General features: G+C 44.8%; 28 protein-coding genes and 1 tRNA gene. 20 read left to right on the top strand and 9 right to left on the bottom strand.

The genetic code is table 11. The features are described from left to right. From mscS to tkt, 5 genes are all read right to left on the bottom strand, one after another. Complete coding sequence (gene mscS / locus MSG34_RS22930; protein WP_048605830.1) at nt 1-867, bottom strand: small-conductance mechanosensitive channel MscS; 867 nt, start codon at nt 865-867, stop codon at nt 1-3. 377 nt (nt 868-1244) lie between these two features. Further along, nucleotides 1245-2321 (bottom strand): class II fructose-bisphosphate aldolase, encoded by a 1077-nt coding sequence (gene fbaA, locus MSG34_RS22925; protein ID WP_010435694.1) that lies wholly within the window; start codon nt 2319-2321, stop codon nt 1245-1247. Between the two features lie 155 nt (nt 2322-2476). Beyond that, nucleotides 2477-3640: a phosphoglycerate kinase gene (locus MSG34_RS22920; RefSeq protein ID WP_017059064.1), complete on the bottom strand. Its 1164-nt coding sequence runs from the start codon at nt 3638-3640 to the stop codon at nt 2477-2479. A gap of 166 nt (nt 3641-3806) precedes the next feature. Continuing rightward, nucleotides 3807-4856 carry an erythrose-4-phosphate dehydrogenase gene (gene epd, locus MSG34_RS22915; protein ID WP_048611458.1) on the bottom strand — a complete coding sequence of 350 codons (1050 nt, stop codon included), beginning with the start codon at nt 4854-4856 and terminating at the stop codon, nt 3807-3809. 215 nt (nt 4857-5071) lie between these two features. Further along, nucleotides 5072-7066 (bottom strand): transketolase, encoded by a 1995-nt coding sequence (tkt, locus tag MSG34_RS22910; RefSeq protein WP_248339504.1) that lies wholly within the window; start codon nt 7064-7066, stop codon nt 5072-5074. Between the two features lie 357 nt (nt 7067-7423). Between tkt and metK the strand changes: the two genes are divergently transcribed. The 9 genes from metK (at nt 7424) to MSG34_RS22865 (ending at nt 14419) form a co-directional block, all read left to right on the top strand. Further along, nucleotides 7424-8578, top strand: a complete 1155-nt coding sequence (gene metK, locus MSG34_RS22905; protein WP_017062234.1) for a methionine adenosyltransferase — start codon at nt 7424-7426, stop codon at nt 8576-8578. Nucleotides 8579-8946: 368 nt separating this feature from the next. Next, on the top strand, nt 8947-9744 hold the full coding sequence (locus MSG34_RS22900) for a DUF2189 domain-containing protein (protein WP_017069586.1): 798 nt from the start codon (nt 8947-8949) through the stop codon (nt 9742-9744). An 80-nt stretch (nt 9745-9824) separates the two neighbouring features. Further along, nucleotides 9825-10325: a SprT family zinc-dependent metalloprotease gene (locus tag MSG34_RS22895; protein WP_248339502.1), complete on the top strand. Its 501-nt coding sequence runs from the start codon at nt 9825-9827 to the stop codon at nt 10323-10325. A gap of 96 nt (nt 10326-10421) precedes the next feature. Continuing rightward, entirely contained in the window at nt 10422-11153 is a 732-nt protein-coding gene (locus MSG34_RS22890; RefSeq protein ID WP_248339500.1) for an endonuclease, read from the top strand. Between the two features lie 153 nt (nt 11154-11306). Continuing rightward, complete coding sequence (gene rsmE, locus MSG34_RS22885) at nt 11307-12038, top strand: 16S rRNA (uracil(1498)-N(3))-methyltransferase (RefSeq protein WP_048615674.1); 732 nt, start codon at nt 11307-11309, stop codon at nt 12036-12038. 9 nt (nt 12039-12047) lie between these two features. Continuing rightward, nucleotides 12048-12998 (top strand): glutathione synthase, encoded by a 951-nt coding sequence (gene gshB / locus MSG34_RS22880; RefSeq protein WP_248339499.1) that lies wholly within the window; start codon nt 12048-12050, stop codon nt 12996-12998. A 104-nt stretch (nt 12999-13102) separates the two neighbouring features. Continuing rightward, nucleotides 13103-13666 carry a YqgE/AlgH family protein gene (locus MSG34_RS22875; protein WP_050653615.1) on the top strand — a complete coding sequence of 188 codons (564 nt, stop codon included), beginning with the start codon at nt 13103-13105 and terminating at the stop codon, nt 13664-13666. A gap of 60 nt (nt 13667-13726) precedes the next feature. Further along, on the top strand, nt 13727-14149 hold the full coding sequence (ruvX, locus tag MSG34_RS22870) for a Holliday junction resolvase RuvX (RefSeq protein ID WP_017062240.1): 423 nt from the start codon (nt 13727-13729) through the stop codon (nt 14147-14149). A gap of 99 nt (nt 14150-14248) precedes the next feature. Next, entirely contained in the window at nt 14249-14419 is a 171-nt protein-coding gene (locus MSG34_RS22865; RefSeq protein WP_156172492.1) for a hypothetical protein, read from the top strand. Nucleotides 14420-14477: 58 nt separating this feature from the next. Here MSG34_RS22865 and MSG34_RS22860 read toward each other — a convergent pair whose 3' ends face one another. Continuing rightward, nucleotides 14478-15587, bottom strand: coding sequence for a PilT/PilU family type 4a pilus ATPase (locus tag MSG34_RS22860; RefSeq protein ID WP_017062241.1), 1110 nt, complete (start codon nt 15585-15587; stop codon nt 14478-14480). Between the two features lie 14 nt (nt 15588-15601). Beyond that, nucleotides 15602-16639 carry a type IV pilus twitching motility protein PilT gene (locus MSG34_RS22855; RefSeq protein ID WP_017062242.1) on the bottom strand — a complete coding sequence of 346 codons (1038 nt, stop codon included), beginning with the start codon at nt 16637-16639 and terminating at the stop codon, nt 15602-15604. A gap of 26 nt (nt 16640-16665) precedes the next feature. Here MSG34_RS22855 and MSG34_RS22850 point away from each other — a divergent pair, with 26 nt between their 5' ends. The 7 genes from MSG34_RS22850 (at nt 16666) to hemW (ending at nt 21497) form a co-directional block, all read left to right on the top strand. Continuing rightward, complete coding sequence (locus MSG34_RS22850) at nt 16666-17370, top strand: YggS family pyridoxal phosphate-dependent enzyme (RefSeq protein WP_059021997.1); 705 nt, start codon at nt 16666-16668, stop codon at nt 17368-17370. A gap of 78 nt (nt 17371-17448) precedes the next feature. Next, on the top strand, nt 17449-18267 hold the full coding sequence (gene proC, locus MSG34_RS22845; protein ID WP_248339497.1) for a pyrroline-5-carboxylate reductase: 819 nt from the start codon (nt 17449-17451) through the stop codon (nt 18265-18267). 57 nt (nt 18268-18324) lie between these two features. Further along, nucleotides 18325-18882, top strand: coding sequence for a YggT family protein (locus tag MSG34_RS22840; protein ID WP_017067798.1), 558 nt, complete (start codon nt 18325-18327; stop codon nt 18880-18882). Between the two features lie 29 nt (nt 18883-18911). After that, entirely contained in the window at nt 18912-19202 is a 291-nt protein-coding gene (yggU, locus tag MSG34_RS22835) for a DUF167 family protein YggU (protein WP_009847703.1), read from the top strand. A 28-nt stretch (nt 19203-19230) separates the two neighbouring features. Next, nucleotides 19231-19662 (top strand): DUF4426 domain-containing protein, encoded by a 432-nt coding sequence (locus tag MSG34_RS22830; RefSeq protein ID WP_048605845.1) that lies wholly within the window; start codon nt 19231-19233, stop codon nt 19660-19662. Nucleotides 19663-19710: 48 nt separating this feature from the next. Then, nucleotides 19711-20310 carry an XTP/dITP diphosphatase gene (locus MSG34_RS22825; RefSeq protein ID WP_248339496.1) on the top strand — a complete coding sequence of 200 codons (600 nt, stop codon included), beginning with the start codon at nt 19711-19713 and terminating at the stop codon, nt 20308-20310. Then, complete coding sequence (gene hemW / locus MSG34_RS22820) at nt 20310-21497, top strand: radical SAM family heme chaperone HemW (protein ID WP_248339495.1); 1188 nt, start codon at nt 20310-20312, stop codon at nt 21495-21497. Before MSG34_RS22825 ends, hemW begins: the two co-directional genes overlap by 1 nt. Before the next feature lie 117 nt (nt 21498-21614). On the opposite strand, the gene glsB is transcribed toward hemW, so the two are convergent. Both glsB and trmB read right to left on the bottom strand, forming a co-directional pair. Beyond that, nucleotides 21615-22535 carry a glutaminase B gene (gene glsB / locus MSG34_RS22815; RefSeq protein ID WP_248339494.1) on the bottom strand — a complete coding sequence of 307 codons (921 nt, stop codon included), beginning with the start codon at nt 22533-22535 and terminating at the stop codon, nt 21615-21617. 349 nt (nt 22536-22884) lie between these two features. Then, nucleotides 22885-23604, bottom strand: a complete 720-nt coding sequence (gene trmB / locus MSG34_RS22810; RefSeq protein ID WP_248339493.1) for a tRNA (guanosine(46)-N7)-methyltransferase TrmB — start codon at nt 23602-23604, stop codon at nt 22885-22887. Nucleotides 23605-23769: 165 nt separating this feature from the next. Between trmB and mutY the strand changes: the two genes are divergently transcribed. The 4 genes from mutY (at nt 23770) to MSG34_RS22790 (ending at nt 26514) form a co-directional block, all read left to right on the top strand. Then, on the top strand, nt 23770-24831 hold the full coding sequence (gene mutY / locus MSG34_RS22805; RefSeq protein WP_248339492.1) for an A/G-specific adenine glycosylase: 1062 nt from the start codon (nt 23770-23772) through the stop codon (nt 24829-24831). A 28-nt stretch (nt 24832-24859) separates the two neighbouring features. Continuing rightward, nucleotides 24860-25132: an oxidative damage protection protein gene (locus tag MSG34_RS22800; RefSeq protein WP_010435637.1), complete on the top strand. Its 273-nt coding sequence runs from the start codon at nt 24860-24862 to the stop codon at nt 25130-25132. Nucleotides 25133-25201: 69 nt separating this feature from the next. Beyond that, nucleotides 25202-26335, top strand: a complete 1134-nt coding sequence (gene mltC / locus MSG34_RS22795) for a membrane-bound lytic murein transglycosylase MltC (RefSeq protein ID WP_048605852.1) — start codon at nt 25202-25204, stop codon at nt 26333-26335. A 103-nt stretch (nt 26336-26438) separates the two neighbouring features. Beyond that, nucleotides 26439-26514: transfer RNA gene (locus MSG34_RS22790), tRNA-Phe, on the top strand. The last annotated feature ends 1 nt before the right edge of the window (nt 26515 follow it).

The raw sequence follows: 26515 nt of genomic DNA, 5'->3' as shown, positions 1-26515 counted from the left end.
TTAAGCTTCTACTTTATTCATGTGTACATCCATTTGCGGGAATGGAATTTCGATACCTTCGTTATCCAAGCCTTCTTTGATTGCTTGCATAAGGTCAAAATACACATCCCAGTACTCTGCTGTGTTAACCCATGGGCGAACAACAAAGTTAACTGAAGAATCAGCAAGTGTATGAACACCAACTTGAACACCAGGCTCTTTCAGTACACGCTCATCAGATTCACAGATCTTAGTCAGTAGCGCTTTTGTCTTTTGAAGATCAGCGTTGTAAGAAACACCAATCATCAAATCAATACGACGAGTATTATGACGAGAGTAGTTAGTAATTGGGCTACCGATAACGCTACCGTTTGGTACCACTACCATTTTGTTATCTGGCGTTGTTAGAACAGTTTGGAAGATCTGAATTGAATCAACTGAACCTGCTACACCACCAATTTCCACATAGTCACCAGACTTGAATGGACGGAATGCAACGATAAGTACACCAGCAGCAAAGTTAGAGAGTGAGCCTTGTAGTGCAAGACCAACGGCTAAACCAGCCGCACCAATAACAGCAACTACAGATGCCGTTTGAACACCTAAACGACCAAGTGCAGCAATTAAAACAATAACAAACAATAGGTAGCGAACTAAGCCGTGAATAAATTCCACAACAGCTCGGTCCATTTTCTTCTTCTGAAGAACCTTAGACACGCTATTCGCTACTGCTTTAACAATAAGGTTACCAATAAATAGAATTATCAGTGCTGAAATGATATTTACGCCATATTGGATAAATAAATCTGAATTATTTGTTAACCACTGCTCTGCTTGAGACAAACCATCCACAAGTGGAGTCTCAATCGCTGTCGAACTATCAGCCATAATGTGCATCCTCTATATAATATGCTATGGGCTAAACTGCCTTAAGCCTAATTTACTCTGCAATATAATAAACAGTCTAATTACCGTTAAGTCATTGTGTTAAAAGTAAATTAAAGCCAAGTCCTTTTTATAAACTGAACCAAGTTCAGTTTTTCGGCACGATATCCTATCTTTGACAGATTGCAAAGTCATATTTATGTAAGCTTTTGAATTACTAAAACTTACCGATAAACACAAATACCGATAACTAAAAGACTACGAAATTTATTCACCGTAGGCTAGGTTTTTCACATATTTAATACAAGTTTTTATCAGACATAAAAAAACCCGCTCGATGAGCGGGTTTTTAAAACTTAAAGAGTACTTAATTCAAAGAATTATAGTACGTCTACAGCGTTAAGGTCAGCAAATGCTTTCTCTAGACGAGCAACCATTGAAGCTTGACCAGCACGTAGCCATACGCGTGGATCGTAGTACTTCTTGTTTGGAGCAGCTTCGCCAGTTGGGTTACCGATTTGACCTTGTAGGAAATCGAAGTTGTCAGCAGAGTACTGACGGATACCGTCCCAAGTTGCCCACTGTGTATCAGTATCGATGTTCATTTTGATAACACCGTAGCCGATAGACTCTTGGATTTCTGCTTCAGAAGAACCAGAACCACCGTGGAATACGAAGTTTAGAGCGTTAGGTGCGATACCGAACTTCTCTGCACAGTATGCTTGAGAGTCACGTAGGATAGTTGGAGTAAGTACAACGTTACCAGCTTGGTAAACACCGTGTACGTTACCGAAAGATGCAGCGATAGTGAAACGTGGGCTAACAGCCATTAGTTTCTCGTAAGCGTATGCTACGTCTTCTGGAGAAGTGTAAAGCTCAGATGCGTCCATATCAGAGTTATCAACGCCGTCTTCTTCACCACCAGTACAACCAAGTTCGATCTCGATTGTCATGTTCATTTTAGCCATGCGCTCTAGGTACTTAGCACATGTTTCGATGTTCTCTTCTAGAGACTCTTCAGAAAGGTCTAGCATGTGAGAAGAGAATAGAGGCTTACCAGTTTGTGCGAAGAACTCTTCACCAGCGTCTAGTAGACCGTCGATCCATGGAAGAAGTTTCTTAGCAGCGTGGTCAGTGTGCAGGATAACTGGAACACCGTAAGCTTCAGCTACAGCGTGTACGTATTTTGCACCAGCTACAGCGCCAAGAACTTGTGCGCCTTGACCTTCAAGTTTAACGCCTTTACCTGCGAAGAATGCAGCGCCGCCGTTAGAGAACTGAACAACTACTGGAGCTTTAACTTTAGCAGCTGCTTCTAGTACTGCGTTTACAGAGTCAGTACCAACAACGTTTACAGCAGGAAGAGCAAATTTGTTTTCTTTTGCTACTTCAAATACTTTCTGTACGTCATCGCCAGAAATCACACCAGGTTTTACAAAATCGAAGATCTTAGACATGGAAATAGTCCTATTTATTCTATCGTTTTAAGATTAAAAAACTTAAGTTTAAAAACTTGCAATCGTTTGCTCACAACTTATGCCATTCTAGCAAAAAAGTGTGATATGCAGCAAACGTTAAAAGGCGAGATTCACATCTCGCCTTTCTAAATCAATTATGCTTTAGCACGCTCTTCAAGCATTGCTACTGCAGGAAGTACTTTACCTTCAACGAATTCAAGGAAAGCGCCACCGCCAGTAGAGATGTAAGAAACGTCAGCTTTGATACCGAACTTGTCGATAGCTGCTAGCGTGTCACCACCACCTGCTACAGAGAAACCTGCAGACTCAGCGATTGCTTTAGAGATACCAGCTGTACCCGCTTCGAAGTTCTTGAATTCGAATACGCCTACAGGGCCGTTCCAAAGGATAGTTTTCGCGTTACCGATGATTTCAGCTAGTGCCGCAGTTGAATCTGGACCAAGGTCGAAGATCATGTCGTCGTCTTGAACTTCAGAAACGTGCTTGATTTCAGCTTCTGCGTTTTCGTCGAATGCTTTAGCACATGCAACGTCAGTTGCTACTGGGATAGCACACTCTTTCATTAGCTTTTGAGCCGTTTCAACTAGGTCAGCTTCGTATAGAGACTTACCTACGTTGTGACCTTCAGCAGCGATGAATGTGTTCGCGATACCACCACCAACAACAAGCTGGTCAGCAATTTTAGAAAGAGATTCTAGAACGGTTAGTTTAGTAGAAACTTTAGAACCACCAACGATAGCCACTAGTGGGCGAGCTGGGTTGTCCATTGCTTTACCAAGCGCTTCAAGCTCAGCAGCTAGAAGAGGGCCAGCACATGCTACAGGAGCGTAAGTACCAACGCCGTGTGTAGAAGCTTGAGCACGGTGAGCTGTACCGAATGCATCCATTACGAAGATGTCACATAGTGCAGCGTATTGCTTAGAAAGTGCTTCTTCGTTCTTCTTCTCGCCTTTGTTAAAGCGAACGTTTTCAAGAACAACAAGTTCACCAGCGTTTAGCTCTAGGCCGTTTACGTAATCTTTAGCTAGTTTAACTTCGCAGTCTAGTGCGTCGTTTAGGTAGTTAACTACAGGAGCTAGAGAGAACTCTTCGTTGTATTCGCCTTCAGTAGGACGACCAAGGTGAGAAGTAACCATTACCTTTGCGCCAGCTTCTAGGCAAAGTTTGATAGTTGGTAGAGATGCAAGGATACGTGCATCTGAAGTTACTTTACCGTCTTTTACTGGTACGTTTAGGTCAGCACGGATAAATACGCGTTTACCTGCAAGTTCCAGGTCAGTCATCTTGATCACAGACATGATTTGTCCTCTCAAATTTAAATAAATATAAAGTTTTGGAAACTCAGCAACCCTGCTAAGCCTATAAATTATTCAACTGGTAATTCTTTCACTACTAATAATATGTGGACTCTTAATATTTATTTCAAGCTAAAAAATAAATAATCCGCACATTTGCTTCTAGGTCTTACTTCTTGCCTTCAGAAGCTTGCATTGCAAGAACCGTATCCAGCATTCGGTTCGCAAAGCCCCATTCATTATCACACCACACTAGCATTTTAACTAAGTGGCCGTTGCTCACTCGCGTTTGTGAACCATCAACGATTGCGCTATGGGGATCGTGATTAAAGTCGATGGAAACGAGCGGCGCTTCAGTATAGTCAACTATATTGTGTAATGTACACTGGGATGCATTAACAATGGTTTGATTTACGTCATTAACTTTCACATTTGCATTAATTGTGACACTTAAATCCATCGCTGTTACGTTTACCGTCGGCACACGCACAGATATAGCTTCAAATTTGTTGGAAAATTTCGGGAAGATTCTTTCAATACCTTTATGCAACTTGGTATCGACAGGAATGATCGATTGGCTTGCTGCTCGAGTACGACGCAAGTCGCTGTGATACGCATCGATAACTTGTTGATCATTCATTGAAGAGTGAATAGTCGTAATCGTACCGGACTCAATGCCAAAGGCGTCATCAAGAACCTTAATGATAGGGACAATACAGTTGGTGGTGCATGAACCATTGGAAACGATTCGGTGGTCCGCTTCGATGGTATCGTGATTCACACCATAGATAATGGTGTTATCGAGGTCATTGGCACCTGGGTGAGAGAACAGTACCTTTTTTGCCCCTGCAGCGATGTGCGCGAGGCCGTCATCTCGGCAACCATAAACACCGGTACAGTCGAGAACAATATCCACCTCAAGGTCACGCCAAGGCAACAGATCAATATCAGCAAGATGTAAGATACGAATGGTATCAAACTCGCCCTTGTCTTCAGCACCAATGCCATGATGGACATAGATGTGCTCTTGATCGTTAGAGATTTTCTTACCGAAGCGGCCGTGACTGGTGTCGTACTGCAATAGGTGAGCCATAGCGTCAGGCTGAGCAAGCTCATTGACCGCTACTACTTTGATTTGTTGGCTTTTGCCACTTTCATAGACAGCGCGTAATACGTTACGCCCTATTCGTCCAAATCCGTTTATCGCGACTTTTAGCATAGTTCCGTACATCTAACCAAAATTTCGTGCAACAGATGATAACTGAATCCTACCCAAAAGGCATTACTTGAATAACTCAGCTTGCTCATGACAGGTTGATCTGTTGCTAGTAGAGATAAGCCTAGAATAAAACAAATCCCAAATACAAAAAAACCGAGCTCAGCGCTCGGTTTTTTTATTCATTTCATTGTTAGCACAAAGCTAGCAATCAATGATTAAGCAAGAAGCTCTTTCGCTGTGTTTACTACGTTTTCAGTAGTGAAACCGAACATCTTGAATAGTTCGCCTGCTGGTGCAGATTCGCCGAATGTTGTCATACCGATGATCTTGCCACCGAAACCAACGTACTTGTACCAGAAGTCAGCGATGCCAGCTTCTACTGCAATACGTGCTGTAACGTCAGATGGAAGTACAGACTCGCGGTACTCAGCATCTTGCTTGTCGAACGCGTCAGTTGCAGGCATAGACACTACGCGTACTGCTTTACCTTCAGCGGTTAGTTGTGCAGCAGCTTCAACTGCAAGCTCAACTTCAGAACCAGTTGCAATGATGATTAACTCTGGCTTGCCTTCACAATCTTTCAGGATGTAACCACCCTTAGCGATGTTAGCTACTTGCTCAGCGTTACGATCTTGTTGTGCAAGGTTTTGACGAGAGAAGATTAAAGATGAAGGACCATCTTTACGCTCAATAGCCAGTTTCCAAGCCACTGCTGATTCAACTTGGTCGCATGGGCGCCATGTGCTCATGTTTGGAGTTAAACGTAGAGAAGCGATCTGCTCAACCGGTTGGTGAGTCGGACCATCTTCGCCTAGACCGATAGAGTCGTGCGTGTAAACTTGGATGTTCTGAACTTTCATCAGAGCAGCCATACGCATTGCGTTACGCGCGTATTCCATGAACATTAGGAACGTTGCGCCGTATGGTACGAAACCACCGTGCAGAGCGATACCGTTCATGATAGCCGTCATACCGAATTCACGTACACCGTAGTGGATGTAGTTACCAGAGAAGTCAGTCGCTTCAAGAGACTTAGAACCAGACCACATAGTTAGGTTAGAAGGCGCAAGGTCAGCAGAGCCGCCCATGAATTCTGGAAGCATTTGACCAAACGCTTCTAGTGCGTTTTGAGATGCTTTACGTGAAGCGATGTTTGCTGGGTTAGCTTGAAGAGCAGCAATGATTGCGTTTGCTTTCTCTTCCCACTCAGCTGGTAGTTCGCCGTTAGTACGACGTTTGAATTCTGCTGCTAGCTCAGGGTAAGCCGCTGCGTATGCGTCAAACTTAGCATTCCACGCTGCTTCTTTCGCTGCGCCTGCTTCTTTTGCATTCCACTCAGCTGCAATATCCGCTGGGATTTCGAAAGGACCGTGTTCCCAACCCAGTGCCGCTTTAGTTGCTGTGATTTCATCAGCACCTAGTGGAGCACCGTGACAGTCGTGCGTACCTGCTTTGTTTGGAGAACCAAAACCGATGATAGTTTTAGTACAGATAAGTGTTGGACGAGGATCCGCTTTAGCCGCTTCAATTGCTGCGTTGATAGCGTCAGAGTCGTGACCATCTACCGCTGGGATTACATGCCAGCCGTAAGCTTCAAAACGCTTAGGTGTATCGTCAGAGAACCAACCTTCAACTTCACCATCGATAGAGATACCGTTGTCATCCCAGAAAGCAACCAACTTACCAAGACCAAGCGTACCTGCTAGAGAACATGCTTCGTGAGAGATACCTTCCATCAGACAGCCATCACCCATGAATGCATAAGTGTAGTGGTCTACGATGTCGTGGCCTTCTTTGTTGAACTGGGCAGCAAGCGCTTTCTCAGCCATTGCCATACCAACAGCGTTAGTGATGCCTTGACCTAGAGGACCAGTCGTTGTCTCGATACCAGGAGCGTAACCGTACTCTGGGTGACCTGGAGTCTTAGAGTGCAGTTGACGGAAGTTTTTCAGGTCTTCAATTGAAAGCTCGTAACCTGCAAGGTGAAGCAGAGAGTAAATCAACATTGAACCATGGCCGTTAGACAAGATAAAACGGTCGCGGTCAGCCCACTCTGGGTTTGCTGGGTTGTGGTTCAAGTGGCCACGCCAAAGAACTTCAGCGATGTCAGCCATGCCCATAGGTGCGCCTGGGTGGCCTGAATTTGCTTGTTGAACACCGTCCATGCTAAGTGCGCGGATTGCATTGGCTAGATCTTTACGAGAAGGCATGTCTGCTCCTGAGTACATAAGCGATTTAAAAAAGAGATAATTGCTAAAGTTTTCATTTTTATTAGCGCGGGTATTCTCTCAAACGACTATTGCGACTGCAAACGTTTTACTGGCATTTTAACGGTCATTTTTCGCAATTTTCGAACATTTACATCACTTGGCAGTGGCTTATCTCAATCGATACGCAAACGATTAGTTATGACATATCATAAAAAAGAGCTTGTAATTCGACCGCTGGAATTTAGAATAGCCGTCTAGATGTAGAAACACCTACAAAATATACTGTATTTAATGGCGGCGCTTCCTAGCTTGCGACGCCATAAACTATTTACACCAAAAACTAAAAGTGGAGCTCTCATGGCTAAGCACCTATTCACTTCTGAATCTGTTTCAGAAGGCCATCCAGATAAAATTGCAGACCAAATCTCTGATGCTGTTCTTGATGCCATCTTGGAACAAGATCCAAAAGCACGTGTTGCTTGTGAGACTTACGTTAAAACCGGCATGGTTATGGTTGGCGGTGAAGTAACAACGTCTGCATGGGTTGATATCGAAGAAATCACTCGTGAAACAGTACGTGAAATTGGTTACGTTCATTCTGATATGGGCTTTGACGCTGACTCTTGTGCTGTTCTAAACACCATTGGTAAGCAGTCTCCAGACATCAACCAAGGTGTTGATAAAGAAGACCCTAAAGAGCAAGGCGCAGGCGACCAAGGCATCATGTTTGGTTACGCGACTAACGAAACACCTATCCTAATGCCAGCTCCAATTACTTACTCTCACCTTCTTGTTAAGAAGCAAGCTGAAGTACGTAAGAGCGGTAAGCTTGACTTCCTTCGCCCAGATGCGAAATCTCAAGTTACGTTCCAATACGACCAAGGTAAGATCGTTGGTATCGACGCTGTTGTTCTTTCGACTCAACACTGCGATTCAGTAACAACACCTGACCTACGTGAAGCAGTAATGGAAGAGATCATCAAGCCAGTACTTCCTGCTGAGTGGATCAACAAAGACACTAACTTCTTCATCAACCCAACAGGTCGTTTCGTAATCGGTGGCCCAATGGGTGACTGTGGTCTAACAGGTCGTAAGATCATCGTTGATACCTACGGCGGTGCAGCTCGTCACGGTGGCGGTGCATTCTCTGGTAAAGATCCATCAAAAGTTGACCGTTCTGCAGCTTACGCGGCTCGTTACGTTGCGAAAAACATCGTTGCTGCTGGCATGGCTGATCGTTGTGAGATTCAACTGTCTTACGCTATCGGTGTTGCTGATCCAACATCTATCATGGTTGAAACGTTTGGTACTGAAAAAGTAGCTCACGAAATCATCATCGAAGCAGTTCGTCAAAACTTCGACCTACGTCCATACGGTCTTCAAGAGATGCTGAACCTTCTTCAGCCTATCTACAAGCAGACTGCTGCATACGGCCACTTCGGTCGTGAAGAGTTCCCTTGGGAAGCGACTGACAAAGCAGCAATCCTTGCGGACTTCGCTGGCCTAAAATAATTTAGCCACTGCGATTTGTTTCTTTAAAGCCCTTACTTCTTAGTAAGGGCTTTATTTTTATATACTTACCGAACTCTCACTCGCCATCCCCTTCTCTAATGCCCTTCTTTACCGTTAACCACTTAGTATAAAAAACCGCTGATAATTTGTGTTTTCTAACACTACTGACAATAGTTAAGGTAACTCCTAAGCGATCAAGCTCACATTTAACTTAAATTAATTCAGTCTGATAACGCTCGTTAAATGCACGCTAGAACAAAAACTGGGATGACAAAGAGCAATTTAGCTCAACACCATAACTCTCACACAAGCCACATCGATGAGCCTTATGGAATTATAACTAGGACGTTATTTAACTAGGAGGATCTATGCCTCGTACCGCGCACCCATCCGAACTGAACGATAAAAAACACAAGGTCAGCGATAAGGATTACGCTCGCACCATTCCTTGTAACCAAATCAGTATTTCCGCACCCTTTCATTGGTTGTCGCTTGCTCTGCATGACTTAGTAAGAATGCCATTAATCAGCGCATTCTACGGTTTGTGCTTTATGGGAGCAGCAATCGCCATTGTTCAACTTGTCCAATGGCAAGGAACACACTTGGTCGTGATGCCCAGCCTGATCGTGTACATGCTGATAGGACCGTTTCTTGCTCTGGGCTTGTATGACGCAGCTTGGGAAAGAGAAAAAGGCCACAACGCCAGCCTACTGCACTCGATGAAAGCCATCACTCGCAACTCCACCCACCAATGGGCCTTTGCGATTGTATTGATGGTTGCGATGATATTCTGGATGCGTATCGCTGCGTTATTGCACGCACTCTACCCTTCAGTGCAAGGCGCGCCACTGGCAGAGTTCGCTCCCTTCTTGATTACGGGTTCTGTGATTGGTTTTGTTATCGCAAGCCTCATATTTAGCATCTCAGCATTTTCAATTCCGTTAATGATGGAGAGACGCGTCGATGTGATGAGTGCGATTTTCACTAGCTTTAATGCCGTGAAATCGAACATCCCTGCGATGGTGGTATGGGCGAGTATTATTTGTGCCGGTATTCTGGTGGGGTTTGCTACCTACGGCATCGGAATGATCGTCACTATGCCGCTGCTTGGCTATGGTACATGGCACGCTTATCACGAGATCATTAAGAAGAATCACCATCTATAAATAATCGCCATATTAACCAGCAATGTTATGATGAGGCCTTAGCTTAAACGCTGAGGCCTTTTATTTGGAGTTAACAACGTTTGTCTTACACCCCGCAACAACATCGAGCAAATAAGAAATTGGCCGAGTGCCTAGCTATCGCAAATCAACATTTCTCTCGTGATTTTCCGCACCCAACTATCACCTTCAAGTTAAGAGGTAAAGCGGCAGGAAAGGCCTACCTTCAGCTCAACGAAATTAAGCTCAACCACGTACTATTCTCTGAAAATGAAGACGCATTCATCAACGAGGTTGTGCCGCATGAACTCGCACACCTAATCACCCATCAGGTTTTCGGACGTGTTAGGCCTCACGGAAACGAGTGGAAATACGTGATGGAAAAAGTATTCAACGTGCCAGCCAGAACAACTCACAGCTTTGAAATCGCGTCAGTTCAAGGGAAAACCTTTGAATATCGATGTGAGTGCACCACTTATCCATTATCAATCAGACGACACAACAAAGTACTTCGAAATCAATCGACCTACCGCTGCCAATTATGCCAGCAAACCTTAGCTTTTACGGGAACTCAGCTAAGCTAGTGAGAGGTTGATTTACTCGGTAGAACAAATCTAATAGAGAGATCTAACATTTGAGTGCTAGACTGATGTTTATCATACTTTTATCAGTCTTTTTCTATGCAAAAACTCACCTTCAAAGCATTTGGCCTACCTGTGTCTTTTTACTTAACGATAGTATTTGGCCTACTGGTAACCCAAAGCGTTTTCGCCGCACCACCGAGCTCATTTTCCAAAGCAAAAAGAGAAGCGGTGAAGATTTATCTCGACCATCCGACTTCATTTTATTGTGGCTGTGACATTACATGGAAGGACAAAAAGAAAGGTATTCCCGATCTTGACGGCTGTGGTTATCAAGTCCGAAAACAACAAAAGCGGGCGAGTCGAATTGAGTGGGAACACGTGGTTCCAGCTTGGCAATTCGGCCACCAGCGTCAGTGTTGGCAAGATGGTGGGCGCAAGAACTGCACTCGCAATGACAAAGTATTCAAATCCATGGAAGCCGATCTTCACAACCTAACTCCGGCCATTGGCGAGGTTAACGGTGATCGCTCCAACTACAATTTCAGTCAATGGAATGGCATGGATGGTGTGAGCTATGGTCAGTGTGAAATGCAGGTCAACTTCAAGCAGCGTAAAGTTATGCCGCCAGACAGAGCAAAAGGCTCTATCGCGCGTACTTACCTTTACATGAGCCAAGAGTATGGTTTCAAGCTATCTAAGCAACAAACCAACCTGATGATGGCGTGGAACAAGCAATTTCCTGTCGACAAGTGGGAATGTACTCGTGATGAGCGAATCTATGCCATCCAAGGTAATCACAACCCATTTGTTTACCCAGCTTGTAAATAACGTCGCTCGTACAATCAACATTCCTAACTATCTCAAACAAGAGTTTCAGAATTGCCCCTGAAACTCTTGCTCTACCCTTGTTTTTTCAACTAAAAGCATCCATGTTAGGCAGAGACAAAATACCCAAATGAACATATTTATAGGTTTACCAGCATGAGAATCCCTCGTATCCATCACCCAGAACGCATTCATCAGTTAGGTTCACTCGCTTTAGGCGAAGATGCCGCGGGTCATGTTGGTCGTGTCCTTCGCATGAAAGAAGGCCAAGATGTCCTTCTATTTGATGGCAGTGGCGCTGAATTCCCTGCGACGATAGCTGAAGTATCAAAGAAAAATGTCACCGTTAATGTTTCTGAACGCATCGAGCGCAGCAGCGAATCTCCGTTAGACTTACATTTAGGCCAAGTGATTTCACGTGGCGACAAAATGGAGTTCACGATTCAGAAATCGGTTGAGCTTGGTGTAAACACCATTACCCCTCTAATTTCAGAACGCTGTGGCGTTAAGCTTGATACAAAACGCTTCGAGAAAAAACTCGCACAGTGGCAAAAGATTGCTATCGCGGCGTGTGAGCAGTGTGGCCGCAATACGGTTCCAGTAATTCGCCCAATTATGCAGCTTGAAGAGTGGTGTAGCGAACCAAGCGAAGCACTAAAGCTAAACCTACACCCTCGCGCAAAGTACTCAATTAACACCCTTCCAGAACCTATCAGCAAGGTGCGCCTATTGATTGGTCCTGAAGGTGGCTTGTCAGCTGAAGAAATCGGCATGACTGAACAATACAAATTTGAAGAGACGCTACTCGGCCCACGTGTACTTCGTACCGAGACAGCAGCTCTAACCGCAATTACTGCCTTACAAGTCCGTTTTGGCGATCTAGGCTAGGAGAAAAAAATGATCAAACTTGGCATCGTAATGGATCCAATTTCATCCATTAACATCAAAAAAGACTCTAGCTTTGCCATGATGCTTGAAGCTCAGCGTCGTGGTTACGAAATCCATTACATGGAAATGGATGATCTACACTTAGATCAAGGCGTAGCCATTGCTGACACTAAGGTTGTAGAACTAAAAGAAGATCCAAACGGTTGGTATGAATTCAAGTCAGTACAGACCATCGCGCTGTCTGATTTAGATGCAGTATTGATGCGTAAAGATCCTCCGTTTGATACTGAATACATTTACGCGACTTACATTCTTGAGCGTGCTGAAGAGAACGGTGCACTGATCGTAAACAAACCACAAAGCCTTCGTGACTGTAACGAGAAGTTGTTCACGGCTTGGTTCCCAGAGCTAACACCGACCACCATCGTGACTCGTAAAGCGGAAAAGATTAAAGAATTCCGCGAGAAGCACGGTGATGTGATCCTTAAACCACTTGATGGTATGGGTGGTGCATCTATCTTCCGCGTGAAGGAAGGCGATCCAAACGTATCGGTGATCATTGAAACGCTGACGAACCACGGTCAAAACTACGCAATGGCACAGACTTTTGTTCCTGACATCAACAATGGTGATAAGCGTATTCTTGTGGTTGACGGTGAGCCAATGCCTTACTGCCTAGCTCGTATTCCTGCTAAAGGGGAAACACGCGGCAACCTAGCAGCCGGCGGTACGGGTGAAGCTCGTCCGTTAAGTGAAACAGACTGGGCTATCGCACGAGCAGTGGCTCCTTCACTAAAAGAAAAAGGCTTAATCTTTGTAGGACTTGACGTTATCGGTGACAAGCTGACAGAAATCAACGTTACTAGCCCCACTTGTATCCGTGAAATTGAAGCTGCTTTTGATATTTCGGTAACAGGTAAATTAATGGACGCAATCGAGCGTCGCGTTAACGCTAAATAGCCTAAACTAAAGAAAGCCTTAGCTATTCGCAAACGGCACAGAATCAATGAGCGGCTTCACGCCGCTCTTTTTCCTTTACTGGGAACACACTGGCAGGAGGCTCTATGAATTTAACGAACCACTTTCTGGTTGCTATGCCCGGAATGAAAGACCCCTACTTTCAAAATTCGGTAATTTACCTTTGTGAGCACAACGACGAAGGTGCGATGGGCTTAATGATCAACGCCCCTATCGATGTCACTGTCGGCAGCATGCTTAAACAAGTTGAGGTTGATTCTGAGCAGCCGAAATCCAACCAAGCAAGTCTTGATAAGCCAGTATTGAACGGTGGGCCGGTCGCAGAAGACCGTGGGTTTATTTTGCACAAACCTAAAGGCAGCTATCAATCCAGCATCAACATGACAGATCAAATCTCAGTGACGACTTCAAAAGATATCTTGATGGTGTTGGGCACAGAAGATGAGCCGATGAATTATTTAGTCGCACTTGGGTATTCAGGATGGGAACCGGGACAACTGGAAACCGAACTGACCGAGAACTCATGGTTAACCGTTGAAGCCGACCCGAAGGTCATCTTCGATACACCGATTTCTGACCGCTGGAAAGTCGCCGTGCAGATGTTAGGAATAAATGCGGCTCAGCTTTCAGCAGACGCTGGCCACGCCTAGTTCAAATCAGCGAAATAAAATAAACAGACACTCTCAAACACAGATAAATTTGGAAACCCCATGTCACGAACAATTATGGCATTTGACTACGGTACAAAAAGTATCGGCAGTGCGATAGGACAAGAAATCACGGGCACCGCAAGCCCTCTAAAAGCTTTTAAAGCCAAAGATGGCATCCCAAATTGGGACGATATCGAAAAGCAAATTAAGGAATGGCAGCCTAACCTGATTGTGGTTGGCCTTCCTACCGACCTTCATGGTAAAGACTTAGCAACCATCACACCTAGAGCGAAGAAGTTCGCTAACCGCCTTAAAGGACGTTTTGGTGTGGATGTTGAGCTACATGATGAAAGACTCTCGACCACAGAAGCAAGGGCCGACCTTTTTGAAATGGGCGGCTATAAAGCGCTAAGCAAAGGCAATGTCGATAACCAGTCTGCAGTCGTCATTTTAGAGAGCTGGTTTGAAGCACAATATTCATAACTAAAATTAAGAGCTCAAAGATTAAACTCCGTTGTGATCCTATAATGATATTACGACGTAATGTCGAAGCAATTCATTAATAGGTAAGTGGGAGTTCACATGAAAATTTTTCTAGCAATCTTCGCCGCTCTAACCATTTCAGCATGCAGCTCAACAGGGTCTAGCAGTGCTGGGTATATGAATGATGGTAAAACCAATTCTAGCTTCACTAGCGGCAACAAATATTACGATGACAGCCGTCGAGAACACGGTTCGCTGAATAATAATTAAGTATCTTCAAACGCCTGAGTTTCACAACTCAGGCGTTCTTCGTTAAAGCCGATAGCTTCTAACCCATATCTATCTTCACACCAGCCAACGCCCCAGTTCCGTAGTCGTCATCACCACGTCTAGTTTTGAGCATTAAGCGCAAGTCATTAGCAGAATCGGCACTGTGGAACGCATCCTCTTCGCTGATCTTGCCTGCTATCACTAAATCATACAAAGCTTGGTCAAAGGTCTGCATACCTATCTCTTTCGATTTAGCCATGGTTGCTTTCAGTTCGTGTAGTTCACCACGACGAATCAAGTCAGAAACACGAGGGCTATTCAGCAGAATCTCGAATACCCCATGACGCCCGCTGCCATTCTTGTCGCGAATGAGTTGCTGAGCGACGACACCACGTAAGTTCATCGATAGGTCAAACAAGAACTGCTCTTTCTGCTCTTTAGGGACCAAGTGGAGAATACGTTCTAACGCTTGGTTAGCGTTATTGGCGTGCAAGGTTGCCATACACAAGTGACCAGTTTCAGCAAAAGTCATCGCGTATTCCATGGTCTCACGGCTACGGATTTCACCAATCAGAATCATATCTGGTGCTTGGCGTAGCGAGTTCTTAAGTGCGACTTCATAGCTCTCGGTATCTAGCCCTACTTCACGCTGAGTCACGATACACTTTTTGTGCTCATGTACGAATTCAATCGGGTCTTCAACCGTCAAGATATGTCCCGAGCGATTGGTGTTGCGATAGCCAGTCATTGCAGCCATTGAGGTCGATTTACCAGAGCCAGTCGCACCGACCACCAACACAAGTCCGCGCTTAGCAATTGAAAGGTCCTGCAGTACATCAGGAAGCTTTAGTTGCTCAAAGGTTGGGATGTTAGTCTCGATACGTCGAATGACCGCTCCAGGCAGCTCTCGCTGAAAGAATGCACTGACACGAAAACGACCAAAGTCACGCACAATCGCAAAATTAGCCTCACGCGTTTGCTGATATTCATCACGTCGGTCTTGTTCCATCATCGCATCAAGTAATTGAGCAACCTGAGCCGCATTCAGCTTCTCTCCTTGGGGGCGTAATTCACCATCCACACGAAACAGGATTGGCGCATCGACCGTGATATAAAGATCCGATGCCTTTTGAGAAAGCATTCCCTCAAGGATTTGATTCAATTCCATTGTGTCCACCTTGATTAAAACATTGAGGTTTCAATTTCGATCTTTTTCTCGACCTCTTCCGAATCAACCAAGCCCTGCGCCATCAGCTGTTTCGCATTTTGTTCCATGGTCTGCATGCCGTGCGCTGCGCCCGTTTGAATGATCGAATACATCTGCGCAACCTTGTCTTCACGAATCAAGTTTCTGATCGCCGGTGTTGCCATCATGATTTCATGACACGCCACACGACCACCACCAACACGTTTTAGCAGCTTCTGGGCTATCACCGAGCGCAGTGATTCAGACAACATCGAACGAACCATATCTTTATCGCTACCTGGGAACACGTCGATAATACGGTCGATAGTTTTAGCCGCAGAACTAGTATGCAGAGTACCAAACACTAAATGACCGGTTTCTGCTGCGGTTAACGCTAAGCTAATCGTCTCTTGGTCACGAAGCTCCCCAACCAGAATCACGTCTGGGTCTTCACGTAACGCACTGCGCAGTGCCGCTTTAAAGCTATGAGTATCACGGTGAACTTCACGCTGGTTGACTAGGCATTTATTATTGGTGTGAACGAATTCAATCGGGTCTTCAATCGTCAGAATATGCTTATTGTGATTGCGATTTACGTAATCAACCATCGCCGCAAGAGTTGTTGATTTACCTGAGCCAGTTGGACCAGTGACGAGCACTAAGCCTTTTTCGTAGTTAGCAATCCTTTCGAATATTTCAGGAGCACCTAATTGATCTAAAGTCGGGATCTCGACGGGAATAGTTCGAAAGACAGCTGAGCAGCCACGAGCTTGGTTAAACGCATTAACACGGAAGCGACCAACATTGGGTAATTCAAAAGAGAAGTCGACTTCCAATTTTTCTTCAAACTCGCCGCGTTGTGAATCGCTCATGATCTCAAAAACCAAACGATGCACATCAGCATGACTCAAAGCTGGGATTCCAAGCTTCCTTACTTCACCATCTATACGTACCATTGGAGATACACCCGCAGAAAGATGTAGATCTGACGCGTTATGCTTTACACTAAAATCTAGTAACTCAGTGATATCCATTTATTTTCCCTTAAGTAAAGTCAGCTATGAGTAGTATTCAACAAAATATCGAACAAATCACCTCACAGATTCGTAGTGCTGAGCAAAAGTGCGGACGAGCTCCAGAGTCCGTGCAACTTTTAGCCGTCAGCAAAACTAAACCTATTGATGCGATTCTAGAAGCCGCACTCGGAGGCCAAGTTGCCTTTGGTGAAAACTATGTTCAAGAAGGTGTAGATAAAGTAAAACACTTTTCAGAACAACATTCTAACCTAAATTTAGAGTGGCATTTTATTGGTCCAATTCAATCCAATAAAACCCGCCCAATCGCGGAAAGCTTCCAATGGGTGCATTCCGTCGATCGCGATAAGATCGCACAAAGGCTTAATGATCAACGACCAAGCGAACTTCCACCTTTGCAAGTGTTGATTCAGGTAAACACCAGTGGTGAAGAGTCCAAGTCTGGAACCTCAGAAGAGACAGTTTTTGCACTCGCGGAGTTGATTTCATCGCTACCCAACCTCACCTTAAGAGGATTGATGTCGATTCCTGCAAACGTATCTGACTATCAATCTCAGCTTAATGCATTTTCTCAACTGGCAGAGCTTAAAAACAAGTTAGCAGCGAAGTATTCAGACATTGATACCCTTTCGATGGGGATGAGTGGTGATATGGATGCAGCAGTTGAGGCTGGTAGCACAATGGTTCGTATTGGAACGGCTATTTTCGGCGCTCGTGATTACGCGAAATAGCCGTAGTAAGTAACGACAAGTACAAGTATTGATACCGCTTCGCCTTATCCGCGCAGCGACACGCTCAGGATTTTATATATGGAACATAAGAACATCGCCTTTATTGGGGCGGGAAACATGGTTCGCTCGATTGTAGCGGGCTTAGTCGCGAGTGGTTATCCAGCGCAAAAGATTACTGCGACAGCACCTTCAGAAACCAGAAGGCTACCGTTAGAACAAGAATACGGCATCAATACCACCAGCGATAATATTGCAGCAGCAGAGCAAGCAGACGTTGTGGTGTTATCCGTGAAGCCACAAATGATGGCTGATGTATGTAAACCCTTACAAGATATCGACTTCAGCAACAAACTGGTTATCTCAATTGCCGCGGGTATTAATGCGAATCGGCTCAATGAGATGTTAAACTGCCAGCTGAACCTTGTTCGTGTGATGCCAAACACGCCATCACTGCTTGGTAAAGGGATGAGTGGTCTTTATGCCGATTCAACCGTTAGCCAAGATGATAAAGACTTTGCTTCTCAGCTGATGCAAGCTGTAGGTGAAGTAAGCTGGGTTGAGCAAGAGTCTGGAATCAACAACATCATTGCGGCGGCGGGTAGTGCTCCGGCTTACTTCTTCCTGTTTATGGAAGCGATGCAAGCTGAAGCAATCAACCAAGGTTTTGACCAAGAAACCGCTCGTAAGCTCGTGCAGCAGTCTGCGTTAGGCGCAGCAGAGATGGTCGTAGCAAACCCAGAGACTGAATTATCAACACTGCGTGAACAAGTGACATCAAAAGGCGGCACGACCGCAGAAGCACTACGCACGTTTAACGAACATCAACTATCAGACATCGTAGCAAAAGCCATGCAAGCAGCGGTTGCTCGAGCTGAAGAGATGGAAAAACTGTTTTAAGCATTTTGCCGCTCGGGTTATATCTAAGCGGCAAGTAAATCCGAAAAAGGAAACAATATGAACTCGATGAGCTTTCTGATCTCGACCGTTTTTGATCTTTACATCATGGTTGTGATCTTGCGTATCTGGCTACAAGCATCACGTGCAGATTTCTACAACCCATTCTCACAATTCATCGTAAAAGCGACACAACCGGTTGTTGCCCCACTACGCCGAGTTATTCCATCAATCGGCAGCCTTGATCTGGCGACCGTTGTTTTCGCTTATGTACTGTGTGTACTTAAGTTCGTTGCCCTAAACCTGATTATCTCTGGCGGTGCTGCCGTTTTCGATATTAGCTTCCTTATCTTTGGTGCACTGTCTCTGCTCAAAGCGGCTGGTGGCTTGATCTTCTGGGTTCTACTTATCCGTGCAATCCTAAGCTGGGTAAGCCAAGGTCGTAGCCCAATCGAGTACGTATTCCATCAACTGACTGAACCAATGCTAGTGCCTATCCGCCGTATCCTTCCGGACATGGGTGGTTTCGACTTAAGCGTACTGGTTCTGTTCATTGTTCTACAATTTGCGAACTTCCTAATGGGCGACATGATTGGTCCTATTTGGTATCAGCTATAATTCAAGTACGAACATCAGGTACTTTGACGATGCCAAAAGCGGTTTGGGCCGAGGAAGACGATATTCTTCTTAGGCTCTATATCCAACCCAAAGCAAGCCGAGACAAAATTGTCGGCTTGCACGGTGAGGAACTGAAAATTGCCATTACTGCACCACCGGTTGATGGCAAAGCCAATGCCCATTTAGCGAAATACCTTGCGAAACAGTTTAAGGTCGCAAAAGGGCAAATTAAGATAGAAAAGGGAGAGCTCGGTAGGCACAAGCAAGTTCGAATATGCTCGCCAAGCCAAATCCCAACTGAAGTCAAAGCCATCCTATGATGGCTTTTTGCTATTTATTGGAGTCATTATGCGTTTATGGATAACAGCACTACTCACAGCTCTTGTTGCCTTACCAAGCTCTGCAGGGCAATTTAAGAACATTAAGGATGTCGAGGTTCATTACTCGGCTTTTAATTCCACGTTCTTAACTGCGCAAGTCGCTAAGCAATACAAGCTAAAGCGAAATGGATACTCAGCAATCCTCAACATCAGTGTGTTAGACAAGGCTTCCCTAGGCAAGCCTGCGACAACGGCTAAAATTACGGGAACAGCGAAGAACCTCGTTGGAAACACCCGTACTTTGAAGTTTCGAGAAATCAAAGAAGGCGATGCGATTTATTACCTTGCTGAGTTCCCCGTAACTCACGAAGAAAACATCACCTTCGACATCGATGTGAACGCAGGCCTAAAAGGCACTGGTCCACTGCGTTTCACACAGAAATTCTATATAGAAGAGTAAGCTCAAACCTTACTTTTCATTTATTAACTTATTTAGAGCTACATTCCCATGAGTAAGATTGTTTTAGCAACAGGCAACCAAGGTAAAGTTCGCGAAATGGCAGATATTCTGTCTGAGTTTGGTTTTGACGTTGTCGCGCAAAATGAATTTAACGTTTCAGAAGTCGCTGAAACAGGAACGACTTTCATTGAAAATGCCATCATCAAAGCTCGCCATGCAGCGAAAGAAACAGGGCTGCCAGCCATTGCTGACGACTCAGGTTTAGAAGTTGATTACTTAAATGGTGCTCCGGGCATCTACTCAGCGCGTTACTCAGGTGAAGGGGCAACCGATAAGCAGAACATCGAAAAATTGCTAAACGCGATGCAAGGTGTCGAAACTGAAAAGCGTACTGCGCGTTTCCACTGTGTGTTGGTGCTAATGCGTCACGAAAACGATCCAACACCTCTAGTGTGTCACGGTAAATGGGAAGGTCGCATCCTTACCGAAGAACACGGTGAGAATGGCTTTGGCTACGATCCTGTATTCTTTGTACAAGAAGATAACTGCGCATCTGCTGAACTCGAATCTACACGTAAAAAACAGCTTTCACACCGCGGCAAAGCCCTTGCTGCACTATTCGAAGCAATCAAAGAGCAAGCTCTGTAATGCACAATGCAGCACTAGTTCCACCAGCTCTTAGCCTTTATGTACACATCCCATGGTGTGTACAAAAGTGTCCGTATTGTGATTTCAACTCTCACGCTCTAAAAGCCGAGATTCCCGAAAAAGAGTACATCGATGCGCTACTTGAGGATCTCGATACTGATATCGAAAAGTACCAACTCAATGGCGCACCTCGCCCACTGCATTCGATCTTTATTGGTGGCGGTACCCCAAGCCTGTTTTCTCCTGAAGGAATTGGCCGATTGCTACAAGGCATTGAACAACGCATCCCGTTCAAACCTGAAATAGAAATCACCATGGAAGCCAACCCGGGAACTATCGAAGCTGAGCGTTTTGCGGGTTACCAAAAGGCAGGGGTGAGTCGAATCTCGGTGGGTGTGCAAAGTTTTGAGCAAGAGAAACTGGAAAGGCTTGGGCGTATTCATGGTCAAGATGAAGCGGTCAACGCAGCTCACTTAGCGCATAAGATTGGATTGAATAGTTTCAACTTAGACTTAATGCACGGCTTACCCGATCAGAGTATTGATCAAGCGTTGGCTGATTTAGACAAAGCGATCGAACTCGATCCTCCACATTTATCTTGGTATCAGCTAACAATAGAACCTAACACCATGTTCTATTACAAAACACCAACGCTGCCTGATGATGATGACCTTTGGGATATCTTCGACCTAGGCCATAAGAAGCTCTCTGACGCAGGTTATGTACAGTACGAAATCTCAGGCTACAGCAAGCCGGGATATCAGTGCCAACATAACCTCAACTACTGGCGCTTTGGTGACTACTTAGGTATTGGCTGTGGCTCTCATGGCAAGCTGAGCTTTGCAGATGGACGCATTGTTCGCACCACTAAGGTTAAGCATCCTAGAGGCTACCTAGCGGCATACCAGAACATGGTAAAACCGTATCTATCCGATGAGTTTGAAGTGCCGAATGAAGATCGCCCTTTTGAGTTCTTCATGAACCGCTTTAGGTTAATGGAAGCATGTCCAAAGCAAGATTTCATCGATACGACTGGGCTTGGTTTTGACGCAGTTCAGTCAACAATAGAGTGGGCAAAAGAGCTAGGCTACTTGAATGAAACCGACACTCATTGGCAGATCACTGAAAAAGGGAAGCTATTCCTAAATGATTTGCTGGAAGCCTTCATGGCAGATGAAGACGAATAGATTCGAGAAGTATTGTGTAAGGGTTGGCTTTAGGGTCAACCCTTTTTATTTTATAGCCCCCCTCGGAGCGAAGCGTTCTATAGGACAACGTCCGTGCTCGAATCTCGCACCTTTCTCTTAGAAAATAGAACGACCGATACGCTCAGAAAGCAGTTCTAGTGCTTTAGTACCTGCTAAAGAGTTACCAGAAGGATCAAGCTCTGGGGACCACACGGCGATTGTCATATCACCCGGAACAATGGCAATAATACCGCCACCGACACCCGACTTTCCTGGCATACCAACACGGTAGGCAAACTCGCCCGCACCATCGTACAAACCACATGTCGCAAGCAAAGCATTCAACTGCTTGGTTTGGACTGGCGTGATGATCTCTTTCTTGGTTTGAACCGAGACACCTTTGTTTGCCAAATAGCTAAAGGTTTTGGCCAAATCAACACACGTCATTTTAAGCGCACAGGCATGAAAGTAGTTATTCAGAACAGGGATAACATCATTTTCAAAGTTACCAAATGAACGCATCAAGTACGCGATAGCCGCATTACGATCGCTGTGCATCATTTCTGAAGCCGCTACTATCTTGTCATACACAATATGAGTATCACCCGACAACTGGCGCACAAACTCTAACAAGCGATGTCTCGGCGCTGACAGGCGGCTTTGTAATAGGTCTGCTACGACAATAGCACCCGCGTTGATAAACGGGTTTCGGGGAATCCCCTGCTCCATCTCAAGCTGAATCATCGAGTTAAAGGCTTGACCAGAAGGCTCTTTGCCTACTCTTTGCCAAATCTCTTCAGGCTTATATAGCACCATAGCTAGCGTAAGGCTCAAGGCTTTAGAGATAGATTGCACAGAAAATGCTTCTTCAGCATCGCCGGCTTTAATCACCTCACCTTCATTGGTGTATACCGCGATCGCCAGTTTCTGGTTCGATACGCGAGCCAGTGCAGGGATATAATCAGCGACCTTTCCCTGTCCAATTAAAGGACGAACTTCGTCTAAGATCTCGGCCAAAATAGCTTGAGTTGGTTTCATGTGTGCTTACTTCTATATTGTTATTTTTGTAGGGGTGTAACATATACCAATCGTAGTAAATAACTGCTCACTCTAGCTTGTTAAAATGCTCGATAACTGCGTTAGAATTTTTGATTGTAGAGTAACTACTTATCGAAAAATGCTGCCTTGTTCTCAAGCCTTTTTCCTACGCTATTTCTGATCACTTACTTACTGTGATTGGTATTACTTTCTGTCCTTAAGCCTTTACTAAAATAAAAGCCTAAGGACAAAAAAGCCAACATTACAATAATGTTGGCTTTAATCAATCCCATAAAGTGTAGGGGTTAAATCCTAAGTCGGATTACCCTTCACTTAATTTGATTCGAAGTTACTTAGTACGCTTGAACTTAATGTCCCAAACACCATGACCTAAACGGTGGCCACGAGCTTCAAACTTAGTTAGCGGGCGCTCATCCGGACGAGGGATGTAATCACCATATTCAGCGATGTTCTCGAAGCCTGGAGCTACGTTCATCACTTCAATCATATGTTCTGCGTAGTTTTCCCAGTCTGTTGCCATGTGGAAAATACCAGTATCAAGTTGAAGCTTGCCGCGAACCATCTCTGCAAACTCAGCCTTAACGATACGACGTTTATGGTGGCGAGCTTTGTGCCATGGGTCAGGGAAGAACAGTTGCAGAGTATGCAGGCTGCTATCTGGAATCATGTGTTCGAATACTTCTACTGCATCGTGACACATTACACGCAGGTTAGTTACGCCAGCATCGCGAGCTGTACCTAAACAGGCACCAACACCTGGGCTATGAACTTCAATACCTAAGAAGTTTTTCTCAGGTGCGTTCTTTGCCATTTCAACCAGTGATGCACCCATACCGAAGCCAATCTCTAGTACAACGGGGTTATCGTTGCCAAATACTTCTTTCCAGTTAAGAAGCTCTGGGTTGTAGTCGATACCCATTGTTGGCCAACATTCATTCATCGCGTTCTCTTGGCCTTTCGTTAAGCGGCCTTCGCGGCGAACAAAACTACGGATCTTACGAACCAGTTTGCCGTCTTCAGTATATTCGTTAGTGGTCACTTCACTCATTGATTTTTGCCTGCACATTGATTAATCAAAGCGGGGATTATCCAAAGAATTGCCTCCGGTGCAAGTCTTTCCGTGGATAAATTCCCACACAATTTGTCTGTTTTACATCCAACGTTAAGTGTGGTGCAATTTCGCTTCTAATAATAGCAAAGCATAGAGCATGTCGTGACTCCTTTCGCAACCGCCATATTAAAGTGGTATGACGCCTACGGGCGTAAAGAATTGCCTTGGCAACAAAACAAAACCGCCTACACCGTTTGGCTATCTGAAATCATGCTTCAGCAGACTCAGGTTGCTACGGTGATTCCATACTACCAACGCTTCTTAGAACGCTTTCCAACGGTTATCGACCTAGCGAACGCCGAACAAGATGAGGTACTCCACTTATGGACAGGGCTTGGTTATTACGCACGAGCTCGCAATCTACATAAAGCAGCCAAGATCGTTGCTGAGCAATATGGTGGTGAATTCCCGCTTTCTATCGAAGAGATGAACGCGCTACCGGGCATCGGTCGCTCAACAGCAGCAGCCGTCTTATCATCGGTTCATAAGCTTCCTCATGCGATTCTTGATGGCAATGTAAAACGAACGCTTGCGAGAAGTTTTGCCGTTGAAGGTTGGCCGGGGCAAAAGAAAGTCGAAAACCAGCTTTGGGAACACGCCGAAGCACATACTCCGAAGAAAGATGTCGATAAGTACAACCAAGCAATGATGGACATGGGTGCGATGGTTTGTACCCGTAGCAAGCCTAAATGTATCTTGTGCCCGATTGAAAGCATGTGTGAGGCCAAGAAGCTCGATAGACAGCTCGACTTCCCAGGCAAAAAGCCTAAGAAAGAAAAGCCAGTAAAAGAAACATGGTTTGTGATTCTGTATCACGATAACCAAGTGTGGCTCGAACAGCGCCCTCAATCTGGTATCTGGGGCGGATTGTTTTGTTTCCCTCAAAATGAAAACGCAGAGATCGAACATCAACTAGATCTTCGCTCGATCAAAGACACTAAAACCAATTCGATCAAGACCATGATTGCGTTTAGACACACTTTCAGTCACTACCACTTAGATATCACGCCAGTATTGGTGAAATTAGATAAACAACCAGATTTGATAATGGAAGGGACTAAAGGTCTCTGGTATAACTTATCAAAACCGGAAGAAATTGGCCTAGCCGCTCCTGTGAAGCAGCTTATTGAGAGCCTACCCTTTGAACTGAACGACGACGTTTGAATCAACGAACGCGATAAGAGGAACCACTATGAGCCGCACTGTATTTTGTGCTCGCCTTCAAAAAGATGCTGAAGGCCTAGATTTTCAACTTTACCCAGGTGACTTAGGTAAGCGTATCTTTGACAACGTGTCTAAAGAAGCTTGGGGACAATGGCAAAGCAAGCAAACTATGCTTATCAATGAAAAGAAGTTAAACATGATGGATCCTGAGCATCGTAAACTTCTTGAAACTGAGATGGTTAACTTCCTTTTCGAAGGTAAAGATGTCGTAATTGATGGCTATACTCCACCAAGCGAATAAGACATTTATTTAAGCAATTTTTAATGACATCATGGTTAACGCTGCGATGTCATTTTTGTATGAGGAACTATGAAAAAGCTAAGTTACTTCCTAACAGCCATGTTATTAACTGGCTGCAGCCGTGAATTTGTCGAAAGCATTTATGATGTTAATTACGAACCGACCAACCGATTTGTAAGCAACTTAGCGGAGCTACCTGGTCAGTTTGAAAAAGACACTGGAGCACTAGATGCTTTGATTAATAGCTTTTCTGGCAATATCCAAAAACGCTGGGGCAGTAGTGAAGTAAAAATGGCAGGTAAGAGTAACTATGTGAAATACATAGATAATTACCTGAGCCGTTCAGAAGTAAACTTTAGCGAAGGCCTCATAACGGTAGAAACCGTCTCCTCGACTGAACCTAAAAAACACCTCAAAAATGCGATCATGACGACGCTTTTGACGCCAGATGATCCGGCGCATGTCGACCTATTCTCTTCCAAAAGCATTAAATTAGAAGGCAAGCCTTTCCTCTACAATCAAGTTGTAGACCAAGAGAAAAAGCCTATTCAATGGACTTGGCGCGCTAACCAGTTCGCTGATTACCTGATCGCCAATAACCTAAAAACCAAAGAAGTCGACTTTAAAAAAGCCTATTACGTTGAAATCCCAATGGTGGCCGATCACGCCAGTCAACGTAGTTATCAATATGCCGATATCGTTCGACGAGCATCTCAGCGTTACGACATCCCTGAAGACTTGATCTACGCGATTATCAAAACAGAGAGTAGTTTCAACCCCTACGCGGTGAGCTGGGCGAATGCATACGGTCTTATGCAGGTGGTGCCTAAAACCGCTGGTCGAGATGTGTTTAAGTTAGTAAAGAACAAGCCTGGAGAGCCCAGCCCTGAGTATTTATTCAATCCAGAAAACAATATTGATGCCGGCACCGCATACTTTTACATACTCAAAAATCGTTATTTGAAAGATGTGAAACACCCGACAACGCTCGAGTACAGCATGATTTCAGCATACAACGGCGGCACGGGTGGCGTACTCAATACCTTCAGCAAGGACAGAAAACGAGCAATGCGAGACCTAAACTCGCTGCAACCTAGCCAAGCGTACTGGGCACTTACTAAAAAGCACCCAAACAAAGAGTCGCGCCGATACTTAGAAAAAGTAACAAAATTCAAGAAAGATTTTAACCAAGGTAAAACGTAAGCCTCACTTTTGAATAAAAAAACAACTAACGAACGTTTTTTTTAATTATTTTTAAAAAAGGTGTTGACGGTTATGAAGAAAATCCGTTTAATAGCGCTCCGTTGCCCGGATAGCTCAGTCGGTAGAGCAGAGGATTGAAAATCCTCGTGTCGGTGGTTCGATTCCGCCTCCGGGCACCAC

This window comes from Vibrio sp. 1CM2L (assembly GCF_023161695.1).
Taxonomy (GTDB): Bacteria; Pseudomonadota; Gammaproteobacteria; order Enterobacterales; family Vibrionaceae; genus Vibrio; species Vibrio coralliirubri.
This window is presented reverse-complemented; position numbering and strand designations above follow the sequence as displayed.

Coding starts and splice junctions, on each gene's coding strand:
- mltC (WP_048605852.1), top strand. CDS start 25,202: ATGAAAAAGCTAAGTTACTTCCTAACAGCCATGTTATTAACTGGCTGC.
- hemW (WP_248339495.1), top strand. CDS start 20,310: ATGCACAATGCAGCACTAGTTCCACCAGCTCTTAGCCTTTATGTACAC.
- gshB (WP_248339499.1), top strand. CDS start 12,048: ATGATCAAACTTGGCATCGTAATGGATCCAATTTCATCCATTAACATC.
- MSG34_RS22890 (WP_248339500.1), top strand. CDS start 10,422: ATGCAAAAACTCACCTTCAAAGCATTTGGCCTACCTGTGTCTTTTTAC.
- MSG34_RS22900 (WP_017069586.1), top strand. CDS start 8,947: ATGCCTCGTACCGCGCACCCATCCGAACTGAACGATAAAAAACACAAG.
- fbaA (WP_010435694.1), bottom strand. CDS start 2,321: ATGTCTAAGATCTTCGATTTTGTAAAACCTGGTGTGATTTCTGGCGAT.
- MSG34_RS22825 (WP_248339496.1), top strand. CDS start 19,711: ATGAGTAAGATTGTTTTAGCAACAGGCAACCAAGGTAAAGTTCGCGAA.
- MSG34_RS22860 (WP_017062241.1), bottom strand. CDS start 15,587: ATGGAATTGAATCAAATCCTTGAGGGAATGCTTTCTCAAAAGGCATCG.
- MSG34_RS22840 (WP_017067798.1), top strand. CDS start 18,325: ATGAACTCGATGAGCTTTCTGATCTCGACCGTTTTTGATCTTTACATC.
- metK (WP_017062234.1), top strand. CDS start 7,424: ATGGCTAAGCACCTATTCACTTCTGAATCTGTTTCAGAAGGCCATCCA.
- tkt (WP_248339504.1), bottom strand. CDS start 7,066: ATGCCTTCTCGTAAAGATCTAGCCAATGCAATCCGCGCACTTAGCATG.
- glsB (WP_248339494.1), bottom strand. CDS start 22,535: ATGAAACCAACTCAAGCTATTTTGGCCGAGATCTTAGACGAAGTTCGT.
- MSG34_RS22855 (WP_017062242.1), bottom strand. CDS start 16,639: ATGGATATCACTGAGTTACTAGATTTTAGTGTAAAGCATAACGCGTCA.
- rsmE (WP_048615674.1), top strand. CDS start 11,307: ATGAGAATCCCTCGTATCCATCACCCAGAACGCATTCATCAGTTAGGT.
- MSG34_RS22830 (WP_048605845.1), top strand. CDS start 19,231: ATGCGTTTATGGATAACAGCACTACTCACAGCTCTTGTTGCCTTACCA.
- yggU (WP_009847703.1), top strand. CDS start 18,912: ATGCCAAAAGCGGTTTGGGCCGAGGAAGACGATATTCTTCTTAGGCTC.
- proC (WP_248339497.1), top strand. CDS start 17,449: ATGGAACATAAGAACATCGCCTTTATTGGGGCGGGAAACATGGTTCGC.
- MSG34_RS22865 (WP_156172492.1), top strand. CDS start 14,249: ATGAAAATTTTTCTAGCAATCTTCGCCGCTCTAACCATTTCAGCATGC.
- mscS (WP_048605830.1), bottom strand. CDS start 867: ATGGCTGATAGTTCGACAGCGATTGAGACTCCACTTGTGGATGGTTTG.
- trmB (WP_248339493.1), bottom strand. CDS start 23,604: ATGAGTGAAGTGACCACTAACGAATATACTGAAGACGGCAAACTGGTT.
- MSG34_RS22920 (WP_017059064.1), bottom strand. CDS start 3,640: ATGTCTGTGATCAAGATGACTGACCTGGAACTTGCAGGTAAACGCGTA.
- MSG34_RS22800 (WP_010435637.1), top strand. CDS start 24,860: ATGAGCCGCACTGTATTTTGTGCTCGCCTTCAAAAAGATGCTGAAGGC.
- epd (WP_048611458.1), bottom strand. CDS start 4,856: ATGCTAAAAGTCGCGATAAACGGATTTGGACGAATAGGGCGTAACGTA.
- MSG34_RS22850 (WP_059021997.1), top strand. CDS start 16,666: ATGAGTAGTATTCAACAAAATATCGAACAAATCACCTCACAGATTCGT.
- MSG34_RS22875 (WP_050653615.1), top strand. CDS start 13,103: ATGAATTTAACGAACCACTTTCTGGTTGCTATGCCCGGAATGAAAGAC.
- ruvX (WP_017062240.1), top strand. CDS start 13,727: ATGTCACGAACAATTATGGCATTTGACTACGGTACAAAAAGTATCGGC.